General features: G+C 60.8%; 28 protein-coding genes, 1 tRNA gene and 1 pseudogene. 17 read left to right on the forward strand and 13 right to left on the reverse strand.

Annotated features, from left to right (window positions below; translation table 11 throughout):
- The first annotated feature begins 13 nt into the window (after positions 1 to 13).
- The 3 genes from pstA (at position 14) to YH64_RS24455 (ending at position 1,958) form a co-directional block, all read left to right on the forward strand.
- On the forward strand, positions 14 to 868 hold the full coding sequence (gene pstA, locus YH64_RS24445; RefSeq protein WP_082134619.1) for a phosphate ABC transporter permease PstA: 855 nt from the start codon (positions 14 to 16) through the stop codon (positions 866 to 868).
- Between the two features lie 48 nt (positions 869 to 916).
- Complete coding sequence (pstB, locus tag YH64_RS24450; protein WP_006221056.1) at positions 917 to 1,693, forward strand: phosphate ABC transporter ATP-binding protein PstB; 777 nt, start codon at positions 917 to 919, stop codon at positions 1,691 to 1,693.
- 188 nt (positions 1,694 to 1,881) lie between these two features.
- Positions 1,882 to 1,958 (forward strand) — tRNA-Pro (locus YH64_RS24455).
- 131 nt (positions 1,959 to 2,089) lie between these two features.
- Here the strand turns inward: YH64_RS24455 and YH64_RS24460 are convergent.
- The 9 genes and pseudogenes from YH64_RS24460 to YH64_RS24500 form a co-directional block, all read right to left on the reverse strand.
- Positions 2,090 to 2,287 (reverse strand): AlpA family transcriptional regulator, encoded by a 198-nt coding sequence (locus YH64_RS24460; RefSeq protein ID WP_046806881.1) that lies wholly within the window; start codon positions 2,285 to 2,287, stop codon positions 2,090 to 2,092.
- Positions 2,284 to 2,547, reverse strand: coding sequence for a DUF4884 domain-containing protein (locus YH64_RS30270; protein WP_046806880.1), 264 nt, complete (start codon positions 2,545 to 2,547; stop codon positions 2,284 to 2,286). The genes YH64_RS24460 and YH64_RS30270 overlap by 4 nt, the downstream gene beginning before the upstream one ends.
- A 154-nt stretch (positions 2,548 to 2,701) precedes the next feature.
- Positions 2,702 to 2,864: pseudogene (locus YH64_RS24470) on the reverse strand (ClpX C4-type zinc finger protein); the annotation flags it as partial.
- A 57-nt stretch (positions 2,865 to 2,921) separates the two neighbouring features.
- On the reverse strand, positions 2,922 to 3,740 hold the full coding sequence (locus YH64_RS24475) for a DNA-directed RNA polymerase subunit alpha C-terminal domain-containing protein (protein WP_052946095.1): 819 nt from the start codon (positions 3,738 to 3,740) through the stop codon (positions 2,922 to 2,924).
- Positions 3,737 to 4,012, reverse strand: coding sequence for a hypothetical protein (locus YH64_RS24480; protein WP_046806879.1), 276 nt, complete (start codon positions 4,010 to 4,012; stop codon positions 3,737 to 3,739). The genes YH64_RS24475 and YH64_RS24480 overlap by 4 nt, the downstream gene beginning before the upstream one ends.
- Complete coding sequence (locus YH64_RS24485; RefSeq protein WP_046806878.1) at positions 4,005 to 4,205, reverse strand: hypothetical protein; 201 nt, start codon at positions 4,203 to 4,205, stop codon at positions 4,005 to 4,007. The genes YH64_RS24480 and YH64_RS24485 overlap by 8 nt, the downstream gene beginning before the upstream one ends.
- Positions 4,202 to 5,029: a hypothetical protein gene (locus tag YH64_RS24490; RefSeq protein WP_046806877.1), complete on the reverse strand. Its 828-nt coding sequence runs from the start codon at positions 5,027 to 5,029 to the stop codon at positions 4,202 to 4,204. Before YH64_RS24490 ends, YH64_RS24485 begins: the two co-directional genes overlap by 4 nt.
- Positions 5,026 to 5,382 carry a hypothetical protein gene (locus YH64_RS24495; protein ID WP_143215519.1) on the reverse strand — a complete coding sequence of 119 codons (357 nt, stop codon included), beginning with the start codon at positions 5,380 to 5,382 and terminating at the stop codon, positions 5,026 to 5,028. The genes YH64_RS24490 and YH64_RS24495 overlap by 4 nt, the downstream gene beginning before the upstream one ends.
- Before the next feature lie 276 nt (positions 5,383 to 5,658).
- Entirely contained in the window at positions 5,659 to 6,720 is a 1,062-nt protein-coding gene (locus YH64_RS24500) for a S24 family peptidase (RefSeq protein ID WP_046806875.1), read from the reverse strand.
- A gap of 70 nt (positions 6,721 to 6,790) precedes the next feature.
- On the opposite strand from YH64_RS24500, the gene YH64_RS24505 reads away from it, so the two are divergent.
- The 11 genes from YH64_RS24505 (at position 6,791) to YH64_RS24555 (ending at position 13,312) form a co-directional block, all read left to right on the forward strand.
- On the forward strand, positions 6,791 to 7,009 hold the full coding sequence (locus YH64_RS24505; protein WP_082134618.1) for a Cro/CI family transcriptional regulator: 219 nt from the start codon (positions 6,791 to 6,793) through the stop codon (positions 7,007 to 7,009).
- On the forward strand, positions 7,002 to 7,385 hold the full coding sequence (locus tag YH64_RS30855) for a helix-turn-helix transcriptional regulator (RefSeq protein ID WP_143215520.1): 384 nt from the start codon (positions 7,002 to 7,004) through the stop codon (positions 7,383 to 7,385). Before YH64_RS24505 ends, YH64_RS30855 begins: the two co-directional genes overlap by 8 nt.
- 2 nt (positions 7,386 to 7,387) lie before the next feature.
- Positions 7,388 to 8,308: a hypothetical protein gene (locus YH64_RS24515; protein ID WP_052946094.1), complete on the forward strand. Its 921-nt coding sequence runs from the start codon at positions 7,388 to 7,390 to the stop codon at positions 8,306 to 8,308.
- Positions 8,305 to 9,855 (forward strand): DEAD/DEAH box helicase, encoded by a 1,551-nt coding sequence (locus YH64_RS24520; protein WP_255444721.1) that lies wholly within the window; start codon positions 8,305 to 8,307, stop codon positions 9,853 to 9,855. Before YH64_RS24515 ends, YH64_RS24520 begins: the two co-directional genes overlap by 4 nt.
- Before the next feature lie 481 nt (positions 9,856 to 10,336).
- Positions 10,337 to 10,705 carry a toprim domain-containing protein gene (locus YH64_RS30860; protein WP_370512776.1) on the forward strand — a complete coding sequence of 123 codons (369 nt, stop codon included), beginning with the start codon at positions 10,337 to 10,339 and terminating at the stop codon, positions 10,703 to 10,705.
- A gap of 237 nt (positions 10,706 to 10,942) precedes the next feature.
- On the forward strand, positions 10,943 to 11,137 hold the full coding sequence (locus YH64_RS24530) for a hypothetical protein (RefSeq protein WP_046806873.1): 195 nt from the start codon (positions 10,943 to 10,945) through the stop codon (positions 11,135 to 11,137).
- Between the two features lie 35 nt (positions 11,138 to 11,172).
- On the forward strand, positions 11,173 to 11,535 hold the full coding sequence (locus YH64_RS24535) for a hypothetical protein (RefSeq protein ID WP_052946097.1): 363 nt from the start codon (positions 11,173 to 11,175) through the stop codon (positions 11,533 to 11,535).
- Positions 11,536 to 11,543: 8 nt separating this feature from the next.
- The gene (locus tag YH64_RS24540) at positions 11,544 to 11,933 is read left to right on the forward strand and encodes a hypothetical protein (RefSeq protein WP_143215521.1); all 390 of its coding nucleotides are present in this window, start codon (positions 11,544 to 11,546) and stop codon (positions 11,931 to 11,933) included.
- Positions 11,930 to 12,523, forward strand: coding sequence for a hypothetical protein (locus YH64_RS24545; RefSeq protein ID WP_046806870.1), 594 nt, complete (start codon positions 11,930 to 11,932; stop codon positions 12,521 to 12,523). Before YH64_RS24540 ends, YH64_RS24545 begins: the two co-directional genes overlap by 4 nt.
- Positions 12,524 to 12,641: 118 nt before the next feature.
- Positions 12,642 to 12,839, forward strand: a complete 198-nt coding sequence (locus YH64_RS24550) for a hypothetical protein (protein WP_143215522.1) — start codon at positions 12,642 to 12,644, stop codon at positions 12,837 to 12,839.
- Positions 12,840 to 12,967: 128 nt separating this feature from the next.
- Entirely contained in the window at positions 12,968 to 13,312 is a 345-nt protein-coding gene (locus YH64_RS24555) for a hypothetical protein (protein WP_046806869.1), read from the forward strand.
- Between the two features lie 76 nt (positions 13,313 to 13,388).
- On the opposite strand, the gene YH64_RS24560 is transcribed toward YH64_RS24555, so the two are convergent.
- A complete protein-coding gene (locus tag YH64_RS24560) occupies positions 13,389 to 14,084 on the reverse strand; it encodes a hypothetical protein (protein ID WP_046806868.1) in 696 nt (231 codons plus the stop codon).
- 172 nt (positions 14,085 to 14,256) lie between these two features.
- Here YH64_RS24560 and YH64_RS24565 point away from each other — a divergent pair, with 172 nt between their 5' ends.
- Positions 14,257 to 15,027 carry a DNA adenine methylase gene (locus tag YH64_RS24565; RefSeq protein ID WP_046806867.1) on the forward strand — a complete coding sequence of 257 codons (771 nt, stop codon included), beginning with the start codon at positions 14,257 to 14,259 and terminating at the stop codon, positions 15,025 to 15,027.
- Between the two features lie 34 nt (positions 15,028 to 15,061).
- Here the strand turns inward: YH64_RS24565 and YH64_RS24570 are convergent, their stop codons facing one another.
- The 3 genes from YH64_RS24570 to YH64_RS24580 all read right to left on the reverse strand — a co-directional run bounded on the left by YH64_RS24570 (position 15,062) and on the right by YH64_RS24580 (position 16,110).
- Entirely contained in the window at positions 15,062 to 15,427 is a 366-nt protein-coding gene (locus YH64_RS24570; protein WP_052946093.1) for a response regulator, read from the reverse strand.
- 14 nt (positions 15,428 to 15,441) lie between these two features.
- Positions 15,442 to 15,855 (reverse strand): type II toxin-antitoxin system HicB family antitoxin, encoded by a 414-nt coding sequence (locus YH64_RS24575; protein WP_046806866.1) that lies wholly within the window; start codon positions 15,853 to 15,855, stop codon positions 15,442 to 15,444.
- A gap of 69 nt (positions 15,856 to 15,924) precedes the next feature.
- Positions 15,925 to 16,110: a type II toxin-antitoxin system HicA family toxin gene (locus YH64_RS24580; RefSeq protein ID WP_046806865.1), complete on the reverse strand. Its 186-nt coding sequence runs from the start codon at positions 16,108 to 16,110 to the stop codon at positions 15,925 to 15,927.
- Positions 16,111 to 16,303: 193 nt separating this feature from the next.
- Between YH64_RS24580 and YH64_RS24585 the strand changes: the two genes are divergently transcribed.
- Positions 16,304 to 16,636, forward strand: coding sequence for an HNH endonuclease signature motif containing protein (locus YH64_RS24585; protein WP_046806914.1), 333 nt, complete (start codon positions 16,304 to 16,306; stop codon positions 16,634 to 16,636).
- A complete protein-coding gene (locus tag YH64_RS24590) occupies positions 16,636 to 16,824 on the forward strand; it encodes a hypothetical protein (protein ID WP_082134617.1) in 189 nt (62 codons plus the stop codon). Before YH64_RS24585 ends, YH64_RS24590 begins: the two co-directional genes overlap by 1 nt.
- The last annotated feature ends 35 nt before the right edge of the window (positions 16,825 to 16,859 follow it).

The following is a 16,859-nucleotide window of genomic DNA, read 5'->3' on the forward strand; positions in this document are numbered from 1 at the left end:
CAAGGAAAAGATCATGGCTGTCTCCGTACTCAATATGCAGAATGGCGTCTACCGGCGCCGCCGCATCCTCAACCGCATCATGCTGACGGTGTCGCTGGGCACGCTGGTGTTCGGCTTGTTCTGGCTGTTCTGGATCATCCTAACGCTGCTGACCAAGGGCGCGCCCGCGCTGTCGTACACGCTGTTCACCGAAATCACGCCGCCGCCCGGGCAAACCGGTGGCCTGATCAACGCCATCTTCGGCAGCGTGGTGATGGCGGGCGTAGGCACGCTGATCGGCACGCCGGTTGGCATCCTGGCCGGCACCTACCTGGCGGAATACGGCCAGCGCGGCTGGCTGGCGCCTGCCACGCGGTTTTTGAACGACGTGCTGCTGTCGGCGCCGTCCATCATCATCGGCTTGTTCATCTACGCCGTGTACGTGGCGCAGGTGGGCCATTACTCGGGTTGGGCCGGCGCGCTGGCCTTGTCCATCCTGGTGATTCCGGTGGTGGTGCGCACCACCGACAACATGCTGCTGCTGGTGCCCAACAGCCTGCGCGAAGCCGCGGCGGCGCTGGGCTGCCCCAAGTGGCGCATGATCACGCTGGTGTGCTATCGCGCCGCCAAGACCGGCATCATCACCGGCGTGCTGCTGGCCATTGCCCGGATTTCCGGTGAGACAGCGCCGCTGCTGTTCACGGCGCTGTCCAACCAGTTCATGTCGTTCAACATGAACGCGCCGATGGCCAACCTGCCCGTCGTCATCTACCAATACGCCGCCAGCCCCTTCAAGGACTGGAACGACCTGGCCTGGGCCGGCGCCACGCTGATTACGCTACTGGTGCTGGGCATCAACATCATTGCCCGCAACATGTTCCGCAAGTAAAGATCGCTTTGCCGGCGCGCGTGGCGCGCCGGAGCCAAGGGAAAAGAAATGGAAAACACCGCTACCGCCGTCAAGAACAAGATCGAGGTCAAGAACCTGAACTTCTACTACGGTAAGTTCCATGCGATCCGCAATGTGAACATGTCGATCCAGGAGAAGAAGGTCACCGCCTTCATCGGCCCGTCGGGCTGCGGCAAGTCCACGCTGTTGCGCACGTTCAACCGCATGTTCGAGCTGTACCCGGGCCAGCGCGCCGAAGGCGAAATCATCCTGGACGGCGAGAACCTGCTGACGGCCAAGACGGATATCTCGCTGATCCGCGCCAAGGTCGGCATGGTGTTCCAGAAGCCCACGCCGTTTCCCATGAGCATCTACGACAACATCGCGTTCGGCGTGCGCCTGTTCGAGCGCCTGTCCAAGGGCGAAATGGACGAGCGCGTGGAATGGGCCTTGAGCAAGGCCGCGCTGTGGAACGAAGTGAAGGACAAGCTGCATCAAAGCGGCAACAGCCTGTCGGGCGGCCAGCAACAACGCCTGTGCATCGCGCGCGGCGTGGCGATCAAGCCCGAAGTGCTGCTGCTGGACGAGCCCTGCTCGGCGCTGGACCCGATTTCCACCGCCAAGATCGAAGAGCTGATCGCCGAACTGAAGAACGACTACACGGTCGTGATCGTGACGCACAACATGCAGCAGGCGGCGCGCTGCTCGGACTACACCGCCTACATGTACCTGGGCGAACTCATGGAATTCGGTCAGACCGACCAGATCTTCGTGAAGCCCTCACGCAAGGAAACCGAGGACTACATCACGGGCCGCTTCGGCTGATGGATGCCGCGGCGCGGGCCCTGTCGTAACGACCGTTGGCCCGATGCGTGGATAAAAAAATCGGCGCGCCTTCATGGCGCGCCGATTTCTATTTGGGCGCATCGTCTTGGGCGACATGACCACGTTCGCACGACCGCGCGGCGCGTCTACGCCCGGGGGGCCGGGATTCTGGTATAGTTGCCACCCTTCGGGGCGTAGCGCAGCCTGGTAGCGCATCTGCTTTGGGAGCAGAGGGTCGTGAGTTCGAATCCCACCGCCCCGACCAATATCCATGCGGGTCTCCGGATTTCCGCAGTGCAAGAAAAACCGCTAGGTGGACCGAAAAGTGGACCACCTGCAAAAAGGCCCCAATCTCATCGAGGTTGGGGCCTTTCTGTTGGTCCACCTGAATCTTGGTCAGGCTTCGGGCGTTTCGGCGGTCGTTGGCCGCTCATCGAGCCATCGCTGAATGTCGGTGGCTCGCCAGCCAACCCGGCCTGCGCTCAACTGGACCGGGTGGGGAAACTGGCCTTTCTTGATGAGGTCGTACACCGTCCATTTCGCCAAGCCAATCACTTCCTTCAGTTCGCCGACGCTGTATACGAGCTTCGTCATGGTTTCCGACCTCGCGCCAGCGCGTCGGCGCCCATTGTCTCGACAGTCACCGATCGCGAGCAGCCTTTGCCGCAGTACTCGACGTGCGACGCAGTTACGTCGGTGGCTTTGCTGGTGAAGTAGACCCAGCGGCCGGCGTCGTAGAAGCGGAAGACGGTCACGCCCTTATGCGTGAACAACTCGGCAACCTGGATACCCTGGTTGTCCGTGCTGGACACGGAGACCGGATCTTTTGAGCAGCCGGTCAAGGCGAACGTCAATACGGTCAGTGCCGCGTATCGCCCCAAGGTGCTATCGACGCACCAAGCGCGCGAGCGGCCTTGAGGATGCGCTGCTGGATTTCGGCCACTTCTTCCTGCTGCTTCACGATGTACGCCGCCAGGGCGCCCTTCCGGTCCGCGAGCAGGTATTCCTCTTCCACGATGATCTCGTTGCAGATTTCGATGCATTCGTCGCAGATCAGCACCTTTGGCCCCGCAATCAACTTGCTGACCTCGTGCTGAGACTTGTTGCAGAACGAGCAATACAGGGTGTCCGGCTCTTTCTTGCGGCGGCGCGGTTTTTTCGGTTCTTCCATTGGGTGGGAACGGCCAGCGAAAGGGCTGGGCGTGGGCGCGTTGAGAAAGGCGAGAAGTTAGCATGTCTCGCTCTCCTGTACCGGATGCAGGCGTGCCGGTTCCAGTGCCAGGCCCTGCTTTTGCAGGCATTCTTCGACTGCGCCCAAGGATCTTCTGCCGAAGTTCGGTATCCGCAGCAGATCGGCGGTCGAGTACGTCACGAGCTCGCCGACCCGTCGAATTCCATGACTCCGCAGCATTCTGGCGCAGCGGGTATCAATGCCGATCGCATCAACGTTCTGGGCCAAAATCGGGTTGACGAGGCGGGCCGCGCCCGCGCCGCCGGTGTCGTCCCGGCGAAGGGTGGGCGCCGCCGCCGGGGCATCGCGGCACGCTATCGGATTGCTTGCCGCGTTGACGTGGTTCGGAAGCGCCGCCGCTGCCGCCTTCGGCAAGCACTCGCGCATCAGCCGGACCGCGTACCCCACGCCGGCCACCCAGTCCTCCGCGCGAGGACCCCATACCGTAATGCCGACCTCGGCCATCCCTCGCTCCATAGCGAAGTCCGAAAGCGGCAGCCCTGACCCGCCCGCAGCGCCACGGTCAACGTAACGGGTTTCGTCGGTGGCGCAGGTCGTACCAACGCCACCGCGCGGCCCGCCGTTGGTCAGTGCCTTTTCCAAAGCCTTGACGGCCGCTCGAACGTACAAAGGAATGGATTCTGCGCGGTGGTAGGCTTCCACCATTCTGGCCTTCGCCTCTCGGCTGATTTCAGGATGGCCGAGGCCGTCCGCCACGTCGATCATGGTCTGCTGAAGCTCGCCCGGCGACTGGCCGATATCGCATCGGACCCAGCCCAGAAGGCGGCGCAGGTGGTTCAAGTCGGATTGCTTCATTTCGCCTCCGTCGTCGGGGCGAGCCCCGCAGTGCTAAGTAGGTTCCGCGCCGCCGTGGCGCTGGCTTTCAGGTGCGGATCTGTCGAAGCTTCCAGAATGCTGGTAGTAATTTCCAGCGCACTGGCCAGCGTGGCACAGCGCTCGCGCAGGTCAGCTGCCTGCCCCTTAACTTCGGAGAGCTCGGCATTGGCCTTGTCGTACAGGCGTGTGTAGAGCGCACGGCCGCGGACTGCTGCCGCCAGCTGTTCGGTGGGATTGCGAGGCTTATGCATTGGTGAAGCCCTCCACCTTGGATAGGTGATTAGCAAGCTCTTGGGCGCGCGCCCGCCCAACGGAGGCAAGGCCGTGGAGCGCGGGGGGATTGGATGCGTTATCCAGCGGCATGAGTTCGTCCAGAGCATCGAAAAGAGACTGGATTTCCCACGCCATCGAAGCCAAATCTTGGGGGGCGGGAATGTTGCTCATGCGACCTCCGACAATTCATGAGTGGAGGAGCCGGCCCTAAACGCGGGGCGGCCAGTGATGCCGTTGATAAGCAGCTTTTCGGGCAACTGGTTTGCGGGGCTTTCCAGGGCTCGTGCCTCGTAGTCGACTGCCCGCTGCTTCACGCTCGGATCGATGTCCGGCCCGACCCAGATGTGGGCGTCCTTCCGGCCCAGCATTCGTAGCGGAACAGTCCGGTACCGGCCTGGCTCGACGTGGGGCTTCAGCCCTGTCGTGTAGTTCCTGCGCCCGCCCGTCACACCATCGAGGAATGCAAGTTCAGCTTCGATGGCATCCTCATCGCGACTCCCGCATTCGGTCTTAGGCATCGGGCGGTCGCAGACCTGGGCCCATGCCCAACGGTCAGCAAGTATCTCGTTCGCTTGCCATATCCGGCGCAACGTCTCGCGGCGGAACTCTGGATCGCCCGCTGCCGGGCTGAACTGGAAAGATAGCGAGCAGTAGTTGTCCGCGCTGTGTCCGATCTCATGAAACAGCCAAAAGCGATACATCTCAGCGTCGGTAAGCTGCGACACATCACATTCGAAACGGCTTTTGCCAGTTCGGCGGATGTGGCCTGTGTCTATCGTCGTGGAAAGGAGCAGAGCCGCGACCTCAGTGAGCGATCCCACTACTGCGTCCGACGTGGCATCGATTACGCAGGCATCCAATCCGGACCGAAGGCCAATCACCTGCGCGGGCTGGTCGAACAGACGCAACGCGAGGCCATGAGCCTTTGCGATCTCGGCGTACTCGCGATACTGGACGGGCTTGATGCACAAAACGGTATCGGTGCGCTCGTTCATGCCGCACCCCTGTGAGCCTGCGCCACGAGGTAGCCACGAAGGGTGCAAATCGTGTTCGAGAGGTCTTCGCCATTGCGCTCGCTAATGTCCGACCCGATCTGACCCAACGCTTCAATATGCATGCCCAGCGCAGAGCCGTCTTCGTCTTTGACTCGATCTTCAATCGCGACAAAGAGCGCACGCGCTTGATAAAGGTCGTTTGAGACTCGTTGGAGCAAGTCCGCCAGATGGGCGAAGGCAGGCGGGCAGCTACTGGATGAATTACCAGATTCCGACTTATGGGGGGGTTGTGCTAAAGTGCAGGCGTGAGAAATCCCCTCCGCGCCTTGCGGGCGGATATTTTCCTTGGACATGTTGGCCTCCTTCGGCTGTCCAGATATGTGAGGCCGCAGCGCTAACTGCGGTACTTCGAAAGCCCCGGGTCTGCGCTAACAGATTTGGGGCTTTGCTTTTGGAGGCCGCATCGTGGAAAGATCGCTCGCGGCCTTTAAAAAGCTCCGGTGAAGTGAACACCGTGTACGCATTGAATCATGATTCAATTTGTTGGTCAATCATAATTCATCCCTTTGGCCGATGGCGGGGCAAAAAAAAACCACCCATGGGTGGTTTTTTCATTGCACCGACGCATCCTATCGATGTGGCACCCACTGACCCGCCTCGTCGTCGCGGAGTCGCGCGCCAGTCCAGACCACTTGGCCCAGTACTCGCACCGGATGCCCGTTCTCGAGGGCGATATCGGCGTAGGCCGGGTTGAATGAACGTGCGACCCAGCGCCCCGTGAGCTTGTCTCTGGCCACGGTTTTCACCAGCATTTTTCCGTCGTAGTTGATCGCGTACACACCGCCGGCGGCGAGGTCCCGAACAGTAAGATTCTCGCTCAGCACGACCAGCAAGGCGGCTCCATCACGTATGACAGGCTCCATGCTGTCGCCTTTTGCATACACCACCCGTGCTTTTCCGTTGTCGGCGCCCACCGATCTGAGGAAGGAGCGGCGGAACTGGATCATGCCAGTCTGATCTTCGCTGTGATTCTCGATCCCATCGCCCGCAGCAAGCCGCACGTCGGCCAATTCAGGGACCTTCTCGAACCTGTCGTTCGCTGCGTGGGGCTCACCTGGCCCCACATTGGCTATGACACCCGTTTCACTGCTCATTTTGGGCGGGGGTGCAGGTCTTAGCGAGATTTTGTCTGCTTCCCATGGTGCGGGCGGAAGGCCAGGGATGCGCATCGGGAACGGATCGTCGGCGGCGTCCATGTCAACGAGTGCGCCCGGCTTGTGGTCCCGGAATGGCACGCCCGATGGGGGTTGTACTGGAGGCGTTTGCGGCGTCACCTTGATATTGAGCTTCAGTTGCGAAACAGCCAAAGCAACAGCGACACCCAGCGCCGTTAATTGCTCCGGTGCCAAAGCTCTCACATCCGCCTCTTCAACGAACGGTAACGGCCACGGATCCGGATCGCGAACCGCGCCCGCGTCCATATCTCCTTGCCCGGTAGCAAGCCATCTTGGCGAGACGCGCAGGAAATGGGCCGCCTCTTCATTGTTGGCGGCGGTGAATGCCTTGGATTTGCCGTCCGTTACGCGCTTCACGCCCTGATAGCTCATGCCCAGCGCTTTGGCGAGCGTTGTCACATCGACATTGCGCTGGCTCATGGCGAGAAGGAGACGGTCTGCGTAGGTCTGAATCATGATTCAAAGTTTCGCCTGTGTGGATTGAATTATGGTTGCACATCATACTGAATCATGATTCAATTTGGTCATGAAAAAAGTTCGTGCAATCGAAATGTTGGGCCAGTCCATCACTGCGGCAGCTTCGGCACTGGGAATTAGCTACCAGGCAGTGCGCCAATGGCCCGACGATTTACCTCCCAAGATCGCGGACCGCGTTTTTGCGGCTTTCGTGCGACTTCACCCGAACGATTGGCAAAGCCTTTGGCCTGACCTTGCACATTCCACGTCGGAGGCCCCCCATGTTTAAGCTCGAGAGCGGGAACGCCGTCGAATGGGCTTCCATTGTGAGGGGGCTTAAAAAGTGTGGGTGGTCGCAGTTGGCGGTTGCCGAGGCACTCGGCTGTTCGCAGGCCGCGATTTCACAATTGAATACTGGCCGGCACTCAGAGCCGACCTATTCACTAGGCGTCAAACTCCTCGCGCTCCATGAGTATGTCGGGGCGGGGGCGACCGTGAAGAGTGCCGCGAGTCACCTTCCTGGTCGCGAGGCAGTGCCTCAATCTACTGTCAGCCGAACCCAGAAGTGTGCGCGGCCAACCTTCGCCCCTCCTCTGCACGTGCCCGGCGACACAACCACGCCTGCGGCATCTGGAGCCGTGTGGATTGGCACAGGAGACGCGTGAACATGGCATACGTTCAGCACCCCCTGTCGGCCGCGTTCCCGGCCATGAGCGCCGCCGAGTTCCAGGCGCTCAAAGACAGCATCGAGAACATCGGCGTCCAAAACCCCATCTTCCTGTACGAAGGAATGGTGATCGACGGCTGGCACCGATACAGCGCCTGTGTCGAGATGGGCATGCCTTGCCCGGAATCGCAGTTGGGCGACGTAGACCCGGTCGATTTCGTTAAGGCGCAGAACAAGGAGCGCCGCCACCTGTCGGTCGGCGCCTGGGCTCTTATTGAGGCCGAATTGTGGGACTGGCGCGCGGCCGGTCGTCCCGCAGCAGATAAAGGTGCACCCGGTGCACCATTTCCGCCGACCGTGGCGAAGATGGCGGAAGCGGCCGGTGCCAGCGTTCGCACCATGAAACAAGCTGGGAAAGTGAAACGCGAGGCCGCGCCGGAAATCAAGGACGCGGTGAAGTCCGGGGCGGTATCGCTCAAGGACGCCCACGCCATCGCAGATCTGCCGAAAGAAGAGCAGGCCGCGCTGGCGGCTGCGGGCCCGCAAGCCATTAAGGAAGCTGCGCGCGCTGTGACGCCTTCGAATGAAGCGTCAGCGGTGCAGAGCCAGCCGGGGGCGAACTCTGCGCCCCCGGCAGAAGCGGGTTGCGCTAATGACGGCGCAAGCCATGAAGACCTCGCGGCGGACGCGTTGGAAGACTACCAGCGTCTTCTGGATGACAACCAGATGATGGCGCGCGTCTTTGAGGCAGACGGTCAGCTTGCGGCTGCCATGGCCGAGATCGCCCGGCTTACGGAAGAGAACCGCGTACTGCTGACGCGCGTGAACGGCTTGATCAACGAAAAGGACGCTGCCGTCAAAGCTGCGAGGACATACAAGCGCAAGCTTGACGCGCTGGAGAAAAGGACCGGGACCGCATGAATAACGCTCTCTTTCCCGAAGACGTGGCCGTTATGGCGGCCACCACCTTTCCGCCGCCCCGGCCTTTCCAACAGACCGCGCACGAAGACCTGCGCGCGGGCCGGCGCGCCGGCCACAAGAATCAGCTCATCATGGCGCCTACGGGGGCGGGAAAAACTTACCTTGGCTTGCGCATCGCGAATGAGGCCTTGCAGCGCGGCAAACGTGCGACGTTCGTCTGCGACCGTGTGGCGCTGATCAACCAGACGAGCAAGGCGGCGGATAGCTACGGCCTGAACAATCACGGCGTGATCCAGGCCAGCCACTGGCGCGTGAATCCCAGTCTTCCTTTCCAGATCGCCAGCGCTCAGACCCTGGCTAGCCGTGGCTGGCCGGCGTCGGACGTGATCATCATTGACGAGGCGCATACGCAACTGAGCGTCTGGACGGACCACATTCAGACATGCTCGGCGTCTGTCGTTGGTCTATCGGCCACTCCGTTCTCGCCAGGGCTGGGCAAGTTGTTCACGAACTTGATCAACGCCGCCACCATGAATGATCTGACGCAGCAGGGGATTCTCGTCCCGATGCACGTCTTGAGCGCGAAGCGCGTCAACATGGACGGGGCGGCCACGGCCGGCGGCGAATGGACCGAGGCCGCAGCCGCTGAGCGCGGCATGGGCATTGTCGGCGACGTGGTGTCGGAGTGGATCCGGTACGGCGAAGGGCGCAAGACCATCTGCTTCGGCTCGACCATCGCTCATTGCGAGGAGCTATGTCGCCAGTTCAATGAGGCCGGTGTCATGGCCGCTGTCTACAGCCAGAACACGACGCAAACCGAGCGTGACATGCTCCTTGCGGAGTACGAGAAGCCCGATTCGGTCATCCGCATCCTGATCAGCGTTGAGGCGCTGGCCAAAGGCTTTGACGTGAAAGACGTGGGCTGCGTGATCGACTGCCGCCCACTGCGAAAGTCGCTTTCTACTGCGATTCAGATGTGGGGGCGCGGTCTGCGCTCGTCTCCAGAAACGGGCAAGACGGATTGCATCCTGTTGGATCACAGCGGCAATTTCGTCCGATTCCTGAAGGACTTCGAGAACATTTTCTACAACGGTTTGATCGCCCTGGACGCGGGCGAGAAGCTGGACAAAGAGATCCGCCGCGAGACGAAGGACACCGAGCGCGAAGGCTGCCCGTCATGCGGCCATACGCCGTTCGCACGCCGCTGCATGGCCTGCGGCTTCGAGGTGCAGAAGCAAGCGCTGGTAGAGGTCGAGGCAGGTGAAATGCTTCCCGTCATGCTGGGCAAGAAGAAACTCGCCGACGACCGCCGGCATCTGTTTGAGCAGCTTTGCACCTACGCCCGCGAGAAATCCGCCGAGGACAAGCAGGAGAAGCGTGCGCGGGCCTTGTTCCACGACATTACCGGCGAGTGGCCGTCCTGGGACTGGAAATTCCACGACATGCCGAACACACCGCCGACGCGCAACACCCTGGGAAAGATCACATCCCTGCGCTTGGCATTTCTGAAGGGTAAGGAGAAGGGGGGCGCGAATGCAAACGTTTAGCGAGTTTGCGCGGGCTTGTGGCGTCTTGGTTGGCGATCTGTATCCGAGCGACCGTATCCGGCGCTGCGCCACGACGGCGCACGAACGCAGCAAAAACGGAGCCTACTTCTGGGACGGCCAGCGCGGTTGGGTCATGGCCTGGGATGGTGACGGCGAAGTCCACTGGTACGGCGGCGAGTTCAAGCCCTGGACGGACGAGGAAAAGCGGGAGTGGGCACGCAAGCGAGATGCGGACAGGCAACGCCGCGTCGCCCGCCAGATCCAGGCCGCGCGCCAGGCCGAGACGCTGCTCCGTAGCTGCATTCCGCTGGCACACGGGTATTTGCATCGCAAGGGTTTTCCGGACACGAAAGGGCTCGTCGCGCCCGACGAAGCCCTGGTGATCCCCATGCGTGACGTTTCGGACAACCGCATCCTGGGCGTGCAGACGGTGCGTTGGGATTCGACCGAACGAGCGTGGGTCAAGCGCATGGCGACCGGTATGCGGGCCACCGGCGCGGTGCTTCGAATCGGGTCGGACAGAGCACTTGAGACGGTCCTCTGCGAAGGCTATGCCACCGGTCTGTCGATCGATGCCGCGATCAAGCAGTTGCGCCTAAATGCTGCCGTGCTTGTGTGCTTCAGCGACAGCAACATGCGCTACGCCGCCGCCCAGGTGCAGGGAAAGAAGTACGCCTTCGCCGACAACGACAAGAGTGGGGCGGGCGAGCGGGCAGCGAAAGAAGCCGGCCTTGCGTATTGCATGAGTGACGCGGTTGGCGAGGACGCCAACGACCTGCACATGCGTGCTGGAGTGCTGGCCGTCGCCATGAAGCTGATGGCCGCTAGGAGAACCGCTATGGGCGGGTAACGCGGTGCATTGCACTTGCGCTGGTCGGACATAGCTTAACGACAGCGGCGCGAGGGAGAGGCTCCTACTGTGGGATAGATCTGAGACAGGGGCGAGGGCGGCGAAGTTAGCACCCTTGATCGAAAAGGCTGACGGGTCATGTGGCTCCGAGACGGACAGCATGTGAAGGCCTCCCCTGGATGGGCGAGGTCTGTCCACCAAGCCGGATAGGCAATAGCACAGGACATAGGCAAGTAGATGACGGTACAGAAGAACACAGAGGCGCTGCCGGCCAAGATCGAGAACCGGCTAATGGAATTGGTGCAGATGAAGGAATTCAACGTGGCAGAAGTCGAGGAATGCCGCCGGACTTATTGGGCCCGCCGCGCCGAATGGCACACGATTCTCGTGAACTGCCACAACCGAGCGTTGGCGCGCTTGGGGGCGGCGTGATGGCGACCCGTGCTGTGCGGGGCCCCGTGGCGAAGATGACCGCCAAACGCGCCCCAAAGGTCCCGAGTGCGCTCGAGGAAAGGTTTGCCCGCGACCTGCGCGCCCTCAAGGTGCTGGAGCCGCAACGCGAATACCGCTTCGCGCCGCCGCGTATGTGGCGCATCGACTTTGCTTGGCCCGAACAGAAGTTCGCGGTCGAGATTGAAGGCGGCGTATGGACAAACGGGCGTCACACCCGTGGATCCGGATTCGTCGCTGATTGCGAGAAGTACAACGCCGCCACCCTTGCGGGCTGGAAGGTGTTGCGCTTTACCGAGAGTTCCGTCCGAGACGGCTCTGCGGTTGAGCTTGTGGCGCGGCTGTTGCGCGTCCCTCCCTACAACCCTGGAATCGTTTAAGGACGTTCATGCTTACCCAAACTATCGATTGCCAATCCCTCTGGCAGGAAGTCCCCGCGCAAATGGCGCGCGGCCATAAACAACCGGCGCGCGTGGTGCTGTATGAGTTGCGGCCGGAGAAGGGTGGCACCGGCTGCCATTGCTGGCGCTGCGGCGGAGTGGTCGCGCTGGCCGACCGGCCCGTCTTAGACCGACTGCTGGCTCGTCACCTGCTGCGCCAGCCGGAAGCTGTTCGGGAAGAATTTCTCTTCAATTGGAATACGCAGCCCGGCCACCATGGACGCGCACAGGAGCAGTTGGAGGCGTGGTTGCGCATCGAGGCCCGCCGCAAGGACGGCAAGCCGGCCGGTGAGCCGGAGCCGTCGTATTCGATCTACTCCTTGCCGGGGGCGGCATGAACGACCACAAAGCGCCTTTCGCGTGCACGGCCGTTGCGCTCGCATATGCGTTCAGTGACGAGCGGCACACCTCGGGCCGCCCGGCCATGGCGCGCGCGGCAGACGAACGCCTGGGCGAGCCTGGCCCATTGTCCGGAATGGATGGCGCGGCCGAGATAGGCAAGACGCGCAAGTTTCTGGAGCAGCGCCTTTCGCCGAAGCACTTCGCGCTGCTGTATGCGAAGTACGGGCAGCGCAAGACCCGCTGCAAGTCATGCGGCACGGCTGGCGATCATCTGGAATGGGTGGGGGCGCTGCGGATGCTGGCCAACTACTTGGCCGACTACCTGGGCATGCGCAGCATCAACGCCGAGATGCGGTACGCGCTGATGCGCCGCCATTTCGATCCCGACTGGCGGCCGACGCTCGACCAACTGGCTTCGGCTAACGAGTGCAGTCGTGCGAGCGCGGAGCGGGCGAGCGTGAAGGCCACGGACTGGATTCGGGGTACGCGCAAGAAGAAGGCCGGCGATGATCCGGTGTACGGCGTTGAGCAGGCCGCGCACGCGATGGCTGAAAAACTGCTGCGAGAGGGTGGATTTATCCCTTGATCCTTGACACTGCGGAAATCTGCCATCACAATATGCATTAACGGATTTCCTCAGAAGTCCGCCTAGAGGGAGCCCGTAAGCGAAAGCGACGGGCTTTTTTTTGTTTCGAGGTGCGCGAATGCTGGTCACTAACTATTGGCTGCTTCGATGGCAAACCCCCAACGGGGGCTACAACAAAAAGCAGCTCACGTTGTTGGGCGTTCCCTGGCCGCCGAGGCGCGGCTGGAAATATGACGTACTTGACGCCGAAATCACTGACGAAGCGGCGCGAGCCTTCGAGCTGGCGTCTGGCCGTCAAGACAAATATCCAAGCTGATTGCGCCCAACGATACCCGCCATGCGAAAGTCGGCGGTTTTTTGCTTTGCCCGCGACCTTTTTTTCTAGCTAGGCTCATATCGATGTATCTTTATTGCTCCTATCTAAGAAGCCATGGAGATGTGAGCATGACAATGAGAGTCAGGAACGTCGGTCGCGCTGTTTTACTAGCCTGCGTATTGGCTATGCCCGTGATACAGGGATGTGCGGCGAATACCGACCCTCGCGTTGTTGCGGCCCTGGAAGATAAGCCGTTCTCAGCATGGTTCGACTCGCTGGTGGAGCAGATAAAGGCGGATCCGAACTACAAGCGCATGCCCGTCGATACGGAAGCCGAGGCAAACCAGTTTATGGTTGAGTTGCACGACGCTTACCGCCACCGAATCTCCAAGAAAGACTTCGCAGCGCTCCAAAATAGTCGGTACCCTAACCATCAAAACGAAGTCTCGTTCATCGTATCGAGGCTTCCATAGTCGGCTCTGTATCTTCAAATTGACAGCCGTCTCAGCTTTAAATGCCCGCCTGCGGGACCGGCGGGCTTTCTGCTTTCTAGCCTATTGAGGAACTCGCGGCCGGGTGGAAGAGGGTGTATGCCCGATGAAGGCAAATCGCTATTGCAGCGAGACCGACAACATAAACTGTTGTGACTTCAATTGCGGACTTGCTCCAGAAAAGGCGATGGAGAGTCCCCTGGATTTTCATCTTGGCTCTTGATGCGTGATTGAGATCCGTCTCCGTCGCGATCTCATCTGGAATGCGGTGCGCTATTGCATCGTGCCGGGTCAGGAGGGCGGGATCTATCTGCCAACGAATGCGAAGCTCATGCCCGGTTAAGCGATATGCGCGAACCCGGAAATGGCGAGGGCTGACGTAGGCTACGAATTCACTATCCGCGAGCCCCAGCTCCCCTAACAGTTTTTGCCAGTGGAAGAACGCAACCCCGCCATCGACGGGGCGATCATGGAATATACGGCGCATGTCGGTGACGATGGATAGCGCGAAATCCTGATTAGAGGCCAAGGAAGCCGCTTTTCGCGCGTCACTAAAGTGATAGCGGAGGCTGACATAGCCCGCCAGGCACGCAGCCAGAAGCCATGCGCGATAGGCGTACGTAGAGTTCAATTCGAACTTGAAGAACTCTGCGAGGATGGATGGGACCTTCAAGTGCAGAAACGCGGCAGCGAAAATCAGTGCCGACACAAGCAGCGCGTTACGCCGCTCCTTACCGGTATCGTCAATTTCCATGGTTCTGGTTCGGTGCGTATGCCGCGCCGGGCTAATTATTAATTGAAGAAGACGGCGAAAACGAGAGAATCGCGAGTTCCCTCATTGACAGCCGAAACACGGAGTGACCCGTGATCGACCCAAGGCCGTCCCACCTGTACAGGCGGGGGTCAGTTTACATGGACGTTCACAAGTGGCAAAACCGATCATTCCCTGGCTGGGTGGCAAGCGCCGCCTGGCTGACAAGATTCTTCCCTTTTTTCCGAAGCATTCCTGCTACGTCGAACCTTTCGCCGGGGGCGCGGCTCTGCTATTCGCGAGGCCGGAACCAGCCAAGGTGGAGGTGCTGAACGACATCAACGGCGATCTGGTGAACCTGTATCGGGTGGTGCAGCATCATCTGGAAGAGTTTGTACGCCAGTTCAAATGGGCGCTCTCAAGCCGGCAGATGTTCAAGTGGCAGAAGGAAACCCGGCCGGAAACGCTGACCGACATTCAGCGTGCGGCGCGGTTCTATTACCTCATGCAGAACTGCTTCAGCGGCAAGCTGGAGGGCATGACGTTCGGCACGGCAACGACGTCGCCGCCCGGCCTGAATCTGCTGCGCTTGGAGGAAACGCTGCCAGCGGCGCATTTGCGCCTCGCGCGCATCTTCATCGAGCATTTGCCGTGGCTGGATTGCGTGAAGCGATACGACCGGCCGCACACGCTTTTCTATATGGATCCGCCTTATTGGGCCACGGCGGGCTACGGCGTCGAGTTCGGGCTTGAGCAATATGCCGCGATGGCGGACGCCATGCGGACGATGAAAAGCCGAGCGCTAGTCAGCGTCAACGATCATCCGGAAATGCGGCAAGTGTTCGCCGGGTTTCCCATGCACGTCCTGGACATCCGGTACACGGTGGCCGGGGGCGCTGGCGTGCCCAGGCGCGAACTTCTGATTCAGAGTTGGTCGGGCCAATAGCTGGTGGGGGCAGACTTTAGCTGCCGATGCGCTTTCAGGTGGAATGGGGTTTTCCTGTAATACACGCTTGAATTTCCGCAAGGTGCGCAGGTTTGGCAAGCCAGGCGTCTACGCCTGCCGGTAACGATCCAAAGTTTAATCTCGGAACGGTGCCGCTGAATACGATGATGCGAGGTTCCCCGCCCGGGCATAGCCTCTTTAGTTCTGGCGCCAAGTCAAGGCCCGACTCGCCACGGAGATCGACATCAAGAAGAATCGCATCGGGCGCAAAGTTGGCAACCGCGCGTAGTGCAGCGTCACCGTTGCTGACGACCTGGACGGTGACGTCGCCATCCACCATCAAGCATTCGGCCGTCAGCTCGGCGGTGTCCGAATCATCGTCAACGATAAGTACGCGCATAGAGCCACCCCGATTCAGGCGACAGAAATGTCCAAGCGGCGGCCCAATTCTCGAAACGCAGCTTCCATCGCTTCCAGCTTGGAACTGTGCGCCAGATCCAGGAGGCGGTCAACCTGGGGGTTGTGGATGCCGAGTCGCCGCGCGAGTTCGGTTTTTCGCACTCCTTGACGCACCATCTCGTTTGACAGGAAGACCTTCGCGGTAGGCAGTGCGCCTAGCGTCACGCTGCCGTCGCCGACGGCTTCAGGCAGCGGGATAGGGCGGCGCGCGTCGATGTACATCTGTAGCACGGCCTCAAGCCCTTCTGATGCGTTGGCTTGTAGGTCGTGCTCGTCTTCACTTACGGATGCGCCTTCCGGCAGGTCCGGATACTGAATCAGGTTCGTGCCGTTCGTGTCCGGCGTCAGGGTGTAGCAGTAGGTCAACATGGTGTGTCCTCTTTGATTGGGGAGGCATTCATACAACGGGTGAGAGGTGGCCCTTTCGGGCCCCCTCCTTTATTTCAGTCCAAGATCCTTTTTGATCTTCTGCACCAACCCCATACCGATTTCTTTACTGCCGTGGTCTGGAAAGCTGGTTTGCAGATCGCCAAGGGTTGCTTTGAAGTGGCTGCTACCTGATTTGTGGGGTTCTAACTTCACTCCCTGTTTCAGCAGCCACCGCCTGAACTCGCTGTATTTCATTACCTCCCCTTCGTTGAATCGATAAGGAATTATACATCATAAATGATGTATGAAGCAATTTATTTGTTGTGTTGGATAAGACACTCCACCCTTCGTCACCGAGGGCCGCGCGCTGGGCATGGCGAGCGGGGTTAGGGTCGTCGCGTCGGGCGGCGTGCAGTTGGTGACACCCGGCAAGAACAAGAGGGACAGCATGAAGCTCAAGACACTTAAGCCACGACTCGCGACAGTGGGGGCCAGGCTTGCCCCCGCGCCCACGCCTAGCGCCAAGCGCATGACGGGCCGCAAGCTGCAAGATCGTCGGCTGCGCATTTGGTCCGCTGATCCGCACTGCGCGCATTGTGGATCGTTGACCCTGTACCCGCACGGCTTCGAGTTGGACCACAAGGTAAGCCTGTTCGATGGCGGCGAAGACGCCGACGCAAACACGCAGGTGCTGTGCGTATCCCGCGATGCCCACGGGCGCAAGACCGGATGCCACGACGCCAAGACCCGGCAGGACATGGGATACAGGGGCCGCACGTAATGGCACAGCACACAGTCACGATCTCGGTTCGCGTTGCGTGGTGGGTGCGCTGGTATCTGTCCGGCGTGGCATTGGCCGCGCGGATCATCGGTACAACGCATGACGCGGCCAAGGTGACGCGCTGGATCGGGCGTGGCCTGTCCGTCCGCGTCACCAGAAGGCCGCAGCGCGTCGCGCGGTCACGGTGATGGTGCGCGCCCGGCTGCTCCGGCGTCGCGCCCTG

This window comes from Achromobacter sp. LC458 (assembly GCF_001005835.2).
Taxonomy (GTDB): Bacteria; Pseudomonadota; Gammaproteobacteria; order Burkholderiales; family Burkholderiaceae_B; genus Achromobacter; species Achromobacter spanius_B.

Bases quoted from the DNA above. Each gene is read 5' to 3' on its own strand.
- YH64_RS24515 (WP_052946094.1), top strand. From the start codon at position 7,388: ATGGCATACGTTCAGCACCCCCTGTCGGCCGCGTTCCCGGCCATGAGC.
- YH64_RS30860 (WP_370512776.1), top strand. From the start codon at position 10,337: ATGCGGGCCACCGGCGCGGTGCTTCGAATCGGGTCGGACAGAGCACTT.
- YH64_RS24575 (WP_046806866.1), bottom strand. From the start codon at position 15,855: ATGTTGACCTACTGCTACACCCTGACGCCGGACACGAACGGCACGAAC.
- YH64_RS24490 (WP_046806877.1), bottom strand. From the start codon at position 5,029: ATGAACGAGCGCACCGATACCGTTTTGTGCATCAAGCCCGTCCAGTAT.
- YH64_RS30855 (WP_143215520.1), top strand. From the start codon at position 7,002: ATGTTTAAGCTCGAGAGCGGGAACGCCGTCGAATGGGCTTCCATTGTG.
- YH64_RS24590 (WP_082134617.1), top strand. From the start codon at position 16,636: ATGGCACAGCACACAGTCACGATCTCGGTTCGCGTTGCGTGGTGGGTG.
- YH64_RS24570 (WP_052946093.1), bottom strand. From the start codon at position 15,427: ATGCGCGTACTTATCGTTGACGATGATTCGGACACCGCCGAGCTGACG.
- YH64_RS24535 (WP_052946097.1), top strand. From the start codon at position 11,173: ATGACCGCCAAACGCGCCCCAAAGGTCCCGAGTGCGCTCGAGGAAAGG.
- YH64_RS24475 (WP_052946095.1), bottom strand. From the start codon at position 3,740: ATGAAGCAATCCGACTTGAACCACCTGCGCCGCCTTCTGGGCTGGGTC.
- YH64_RS24560 (WP_046806868.1), bottom strand. From the start codon at position 14,084: ATGGAAATTGACGATACCGGTAAGGAGCGGCGTAACGCGCTGCTTGTG.
- YH64_RS24545 (WP_046806870.1), top strand. From the start codon at position 11,930: ATGAACGACCACAAAGCGCCTTTCGCGTGCACGGCCGTTGCGCTCGCA.
- YH64_RS24555 (WP_046806869.1), top strand. From the start codon at position 12,968: ATGACAATGAGAGTCAGGAACGTCGGTCGCGCTGTTTTACTAGCCTGC.
- YH64_RS24480 (WP_046806879.1), bottom strand. From the start codon at position 4,012: ATGCATAAGCCTCGCAATCCCACCGAACAGCTGGCGGCAGCAGTCCGC.
- YH64_RS24460 (WP_046806881.1), bottom strand. From the start codon at position 2,287: ATGACGAAGCTCGTATACAGCGTCGGCGAACTGAAGGAAGTGATTGGC.
- YH64_RS24500 (WP_046806875.1), bottom strand. From the start codon at position 6,720: ATGATTCAGACCTACGCAGACCGTCTCCTTCTCGCCATGAGCCAGCGC.
- YH64_RS24550 (WP_143215522.1), top strand. From the start codon at position 12,642: ATGCTGGTCACTAACTATTGGCTGCTTCGATGGCAAACCCCCAACGGG.
- pstA (WP_082134619.1), top strand. From the start codon at position 14: ATGGCTGTCTCCGTACTCAATATGCAGAATGGCGTCTACCGGCGCCGC.
- YH64_RS24495 (WP_143215519.1), bottom strand. From the start codon at position 5,382: ATGTCCAAGGAAAATATCCGCCCGCAAGGCGCGGAGGGGATTTCTCAC.
- YH64_RS24580 (WP_046806865.1), bottom strand. From the start codon at position 16,110: ATGAAATACAGCGAGTTCAGGCGGTGGCTGCTGAAACAGGGAGTGAAG.
- YH64_RS24540 (WP_143215521.1), top strand. From the start codon at position 11,544: ATGCTTACCCAAACTATCGATTGCCAATCCCTCTGGCAGGAAGTCCCC.
- YH64_RS24485 (WP_046806878.1), bottom strand. From the start codon at position 4,205: ATGAGCAACATTCCCGCCCCCCAAGATTTGGCTTCGATGGCGTGGGAA.
- YH64_RS24505 (WP_082134618.1), top strand. From the start codon at position 6,791: ATGAAAAAAGTTCGTGCAATCGAAATGTTGGGCCAGTCCATCACTGCG.
- YH64_RS24530 (WP_046806873.1), top strand. From the start codon at position 10,943: ATGACGGTACAGAAGAACACAGAGGCGCTGCCGGCCAAGATCGAGAAC.
- pstB (WP_006221056.1), top strand. From the start codon at position 917: ATGGAAAACACCGCTACCGCCGTCAAGAACAAGATCGAGGTCAAGAAC.
- YH64_RS24585 (WP_046806914.1), top strand. From the start codon at position 16,304: ATGAAGCTCAAGACACTTAAGCCACGACTCGCGACAGTGGGGGCCAGG.
- YH64_RS24520 (WP_255444721.1), top strand. From the start codon at position 8,305: ATGAATAACGCTCTCTTTCCCGAAGACGTGGCCGTTATGGCGGCCACC.